The following is a 4483-nucleotide window of genomic DNA, read 5'->3' as shown; positions in this document are numbered from 1 at the left end:
CCTCCGGCGCACTGGTCGGCATGGGCGCGGGCCTGGTGCTGCGCTCGCTCGGCTCCAACGGCGGCCTGGACGTCATCGCCGTGCTGCTCTTCCAGCGCTACAACATCGGCATCGGCAAGCTCTATTTCGCCTACAACCTGATCCTGTTCGCCTTCGCCCTGACGGCTCTGCCTGTGGACCTGGTCATCGCCTCGCTCATCATGGTCTTCATCACCAGCGTGGGTGTGGAATACGTGCTGTCCATGTTCTCCCAGCGCAAGAGCGTGTTCATCGTCTCGGACAAGAACCGCGAGATCGCCCGCGACATCATGGACAAGCTGCGCCAGGGCGCGACGTACATAAAGGGCTACGGAGCGTATTCGGGCCGCGAGAAGGACATCCTCATGACCGTGGTCAACAACGTGCAGCTCAAAAAGCTGGAGGAGATCGTCTTCACCAATGACGATCACGCGCTGTTCATCGTGGAGAACACGTTCAACGTGCTGGGTGCTTCATTTTCGAAGCGGAAGATTTACTGAAGAGCGGCATCGCGCGTCGGTCGCCGCCGAAGGCGGGCTTCAGGTAGTCCACGCGCAGGCCGATGGTCGACAGCCTGTCCGTGATGCTGCACATGTTCAAGACCGCGAACCCGCCGCACGTGTCGACCCGCGTGGAGATGGCCCTGCCGTGCAGCGCTCCGCACCGAGTGTCGACGATCTGCTCGTCCTTGAAGGGGACGTACAGCTTGCACAGCCCCGGCTCCAAAGAGAGCAGGCTAATGCCATGAATTTATTGAATGGAAGCTGGTTTTTGAACAGGGTCGCGGAAGGATTTGAGGTTGCGGGTGGGCAGGCAGGTAAGAATTATATGAGCAATCTTGATCTTTATGTGCGGTAATAGCTTACTTAGCTACTTAAGAGGATCCGAATTGAATGGCAAAAGACCAGTACAAATAAAGGATCGCTCATACCTAAAGCAAATACGAATCAATACCGCTAGCTACTTAATTTTTGAAATAATACTATGTCGCTCTAATTGGCTAATGAAGGATTTATAAGCAGCCTTATCCCTTATTGTAAACATAAACTGATCCAGGTTTGGTCCGAGCAAAGCGTCGATGCCTTGCGGTGCAGAATTGTCAAACAACTCTATAAATCTTTTCATATTATTTTCTTTTGGGAGGACAATCCTCTCTACAAACTTGTGGACTTTATCAAATGAACCGAGTTGCCCTATTCTAAAAAGAATACTAAGAAAATTTGGCTGATTTGAAAGTGAACACTCGTCATTCAAGAGCTCTTCGGCATGTGCCAGCCAAATCTTCATCAATCTAGTTGCAAAGCTTGTTGTAATATTAAACTCGTTGTAATAATTTTCCTCTACTATCTTATCTGGGTATAGTTTACCACGGTTAAAAACGCCAAGATTTTCGAGCATATCTAGCAATATACCTTCTTGGACAGCAATATCATACTTATACATAAAGATGTTTTCAAGAATGGTCGGCTTATCCGACGGTGGATTAACGTGCTTAATAGCATGGATAGCAAGACTAGAAGTCTCATTACTGCAATCTATATTCATATTATTAAACACTTTTAACGAAAATTGCATTAAATTATGAATGAGATCATCTATTTGATTTCCGCCGTCTGGTACAAAACTTTTTAAATGAGAAATCCATACCGGTATTGATACCGAGTATTTTAGTTCTATCTCTTTAAGAATTGATTCCCTCTTGTTTGGTACATTTAGAAAAGTTTTAATTAATTGCGTAGAGAAAGTATGCTCACCTGACGCCTTAAGTAGTAAGGCTTGGAGTGCATTCGAGGTGTAAATTCTACATGATCTGATGCCCTCGTCGACATCACAATGAACATTTATAATGTTAGGAAAGATGGTTCCCATAATCTGGCTAAAGGAATGGGATAAATTTTCATCTAGGTTATTATGCTTAACTAAATATTTTAGGTATTCTTCGCCTGGTGTATTCTTAATATTAATATGTTCGGATACAATATCAGAATAGTCCTGATCAACAGGCTGGTGATTTATACAAAAAAGCCTTTGCCTCTCTGCAATAGCCTTCACTGAAAAAGGAAACATGAAGCGAAGTAACTCAAAAGATAGGATGTCTCCTATATTCACATCTTCTCTTATTGATAATGATAACTTGAAGTTATGCACCACTCTAAGGATAGCTCTTGGAGTTTCAAGATTCCTTGCGATTAGGTTAATTCCACTGGTTATAATTTCTTCTTCGTAAGGTCTTATCGACTCATTATTAATTGCCAAGACTTTCTTGAATAATGAGTTGGCGTAATTCTTGCGCTGTATATAATTTAGATGCGGAAGAGTATAAGACTGTTGGACAATTTTTTCTAAAAACTTGCGACCATCATAACTGTCATCATAGCTCAAGGCTTTTTGAACAGGTATAGGATCATAAGCGACTAAATATTTTAAATTACTAAAATTGCATGTAGCCTTAATAAGTTGAAATAGCATTCTTATTTCAGTTGGATTTAGTCGATCAATATCATCAATAAATATGAAGATAGGCTTGCATGAATCTTGGAGCAATTGGTTGATATGGTGCCTTTTGGTGTCGAACTCTACCAAGTCTTTACTAGACAAATTAGCTGCAGGGAAAAGCTTTGATTTAATTTCATGTACATCGAGTGCTGAATATTTAAACCGCAAAATGATTCCTAAAAAGTCAGCAAGCTCATTTTGAATTTCTTTTTCCTTTCCGAGAGCACAAATAAGTTTAGAAATGAAGCTCTCTGCAAGTACGTTTAAAGAAATGATTGACCATGGATTAAAGTTTATTACTATCGACTCAGTAGAGCCCTCTAGTAAATAGAACCTAATTATATTCATTAAACTAGTTTTGCCACTTCCCCAATCGTCTTCAATTGCGATAACTATATTACTTGTTGGTTCTTCCCTGAGCAATTCATCTGCAATCTTCTTTGCAAAATACTTCCTTTCGAAGATATCATCAGCCGGATTGAATATTGGAGAATCCGCGCAATTCTCTTTATATTCCTGAAGATTATTTTTAGAGAACTTATTTTTGGAAAAGAATTGATGTATACGAATAGCTGCTAAGGTTATTAGGAAAACAAGTAAGTAAAAAAAGACGTAAGAAACCATAGACAGAATATGCGGTGAATTGCCTTGTGTAAGGAAAATGAGACTTACTGTGAGAAAGCAAGAAATAAGAAGCGACAATGTTAGATCAAAATATCTTGGCATAATTAATCCAATTGTAACTAATTCGGAAATATTGCATTGAAATGGCTAGAAAAACAAAAAGGGACCGAGTTAACTCGGTCCCTTTTAGCATCTTTCGTGGTAGAGCTGAAGAGAATCGTACTCTTGACCTCTTGAATGCCATTCAAGCTCATCCCCGTGAGCCCGCAACCGAATGACATCAACATGCAGACGCGGCTGCGCATGGCCGTGTTGCACAACGAACCGAAGGCTTTCAATATGTCTACGACCTCATGTCTGCTGCTTCACCATGTATACACGGTCTGACGTCTTGATTTGCGTGAGCAACTGAGCCAAGTCTTCTCCAGCTTCAACAACCCTGGCTCGAAACAACTCGACCGCGAATTGATAGAGTTCGTAATCGAACAGATTCTTGATCCTTATCTGTCTCTCCAGCTTGGGCGAGATCTCATTTCTGCCTTCGTACTTGGCGTTCACATTCCACTTGGTGACGCAGGGCGGGACGAAGCCGAATTCGTGCGCCAGCAGGGCATAGCTCAGGTCGAACTCCTCGACCAATCCGATGAAATCCATGGCCTTGAGGTTCTCGACGGCTTGAAGCAGGTCCTGTTTCGTGGCCGGTTCCCTGTAGTCCCGCGCTGTGCCGAGGGATGAGAGCACCTTTGTCATCATGTTCCCGGCCAGCCTGCGGTCATCGCACGACAAGGCTTGCTCGAGATCGAGATCGAAAGAGCCCACGTGTTTTTGCACGTAGTGGCTGCGGCGTATGAAGTAGTAGCACGAGAGGTAGCGATCCACCGGGTGCCGCAGGAAGGTCATCTTCGCCCGGGGAAGACTCCGCTGCTCCGCAAGCTTCCATAGGTCGAACAATTGATCCGGGTGCCCTGAAATGATGAGCGGAGTTGGTGAGGATACTTTGCCGAAGAAGGGCTGAGGGTCCGCGCTTTCGTGGGTGGGCAGCGGGCATGACGCATCCGCGCCATAAGCCTGTTCGAGGAGCCGCACAACCGTTGTGCCGGCCGTCTTCATGACATGGTAGAAGAAAATGTCTTTATTGAGAGTAGCCATGATTTGAAGTGCCTAGGTATCTCTAACAAGTGATACAAACAAGAAAGGGTTAGCCGATCGCTCGACTAACCCTTGAAAAAATCATCTGTGGTGGAGCTGAAGAGAATCGAACTCTTGACCTCTTGAATGCCATTCAAGCGCTCTCCCAACTGAGCTACAGCCCCACGCTGTTGGAGGAAGCGAAAATAGCCAAAAC

Annotated in this window: 4 protein-coding genes and 2 tRNA genes; 2 read left to right on the top strand and 4 right to left on the bottom strand. The window is 44.3% G+C overall.

Going from position 1 to position 4483, the window contains the following annotated elements:
- Both NC238_07705 and NC238_07700 read left to right on the top strand, forming a co-directional pair.
- Positions 1–518 (top strand): YitT family protein (locus NC238_07705; protein ID MCM1565823.1); only part of this gene is annotated, 518 nt, incomplete at its 5' end.
- A gap of 148 nt (positions 519–666) precedes the next feature.
- Entirely contained in the window at positions 667–876 is a 210-nt protein-coding gene (locus NC238_07700; GenBank protein ID MCM1565822.1) for a hypothetical protein, read from the top strand.
- A gap of 102 nt (positions 877–978) precedes the next feature.
- On the opposite strand, the gene NC238_07695 is transcribed toward NC238_07700, so the two are convergent.
- The 4 genes from NC238_07695 to NC238_07680 form a co-directional block, all read right to left on the bottom strand.
- Positions 979–3240 carry a KAP family NTPase gene (locus tag NC238_07695; GenBank protein ID MCM1565821.1) on the bottom strand — a complete coding sequence of 754 codons (2262 nt, stop codon included), beginning with the start codon at positions 3238–3240 and terminating at the stop codon, positions 979–981.
- Between the two features lie 97 nt (positions 3241–3337).
- Positions 3338–3405 (bottom strand) — tRNA-Ser (locus NC238_07690).
- A gap of 84 nt (positions 3406–3489) precedes the next feature.
- On the bottom strand, positions 3490–4287 hold the full coding sequence (locus tag NC238_07685; GenBank protein MCM1565820.1) for a sulfotransferase family protein: 798 nt from the start codon (positions 4285–4287) through the stop codon (positions 3490–3492).
- 88 nt (positions 4288–4375) lie between these two features.
- Positions 4376–4451: transfer RNA gene (locus NC238_07680), tRNA-Ala, on the bottom strand.
- Positions 4452–4483: the final 32 nt, after the last annotated feature.

The organism is Dehalobacter sp., assembly GCA_023667845.1.
In the GTDB taxonomy this organism is placed as follows: domain Bacteria; phylum Bacillota; class Desulfitobacteriia; order Desulfitobacteriales; family Syntrophobotulaceae; genus Dehalobacter.
The sequence above is the reverse complement of the archived record's forward strand: the minus strand, read 5'-3'. Positions and strand labels throughout refer to the sequence as shown.

Bases quoted from the DNA above. Each gene is read 5' to 3' on its own strand.
- NC238_07695 (MCM1565821.1), bottom strand. From the start codon at position 3,240: ATGCCAAGATATTTTGATCTAACATTGTCGCTTCTTATTTCTTGCTTT.
- NC238_07685 (MCM1565820.1), bottom strand. From the start codon at position 4,287: ATGGCTACTCTCAATAAAGACATTTTCTTCTACCATGTCATGAAGACG.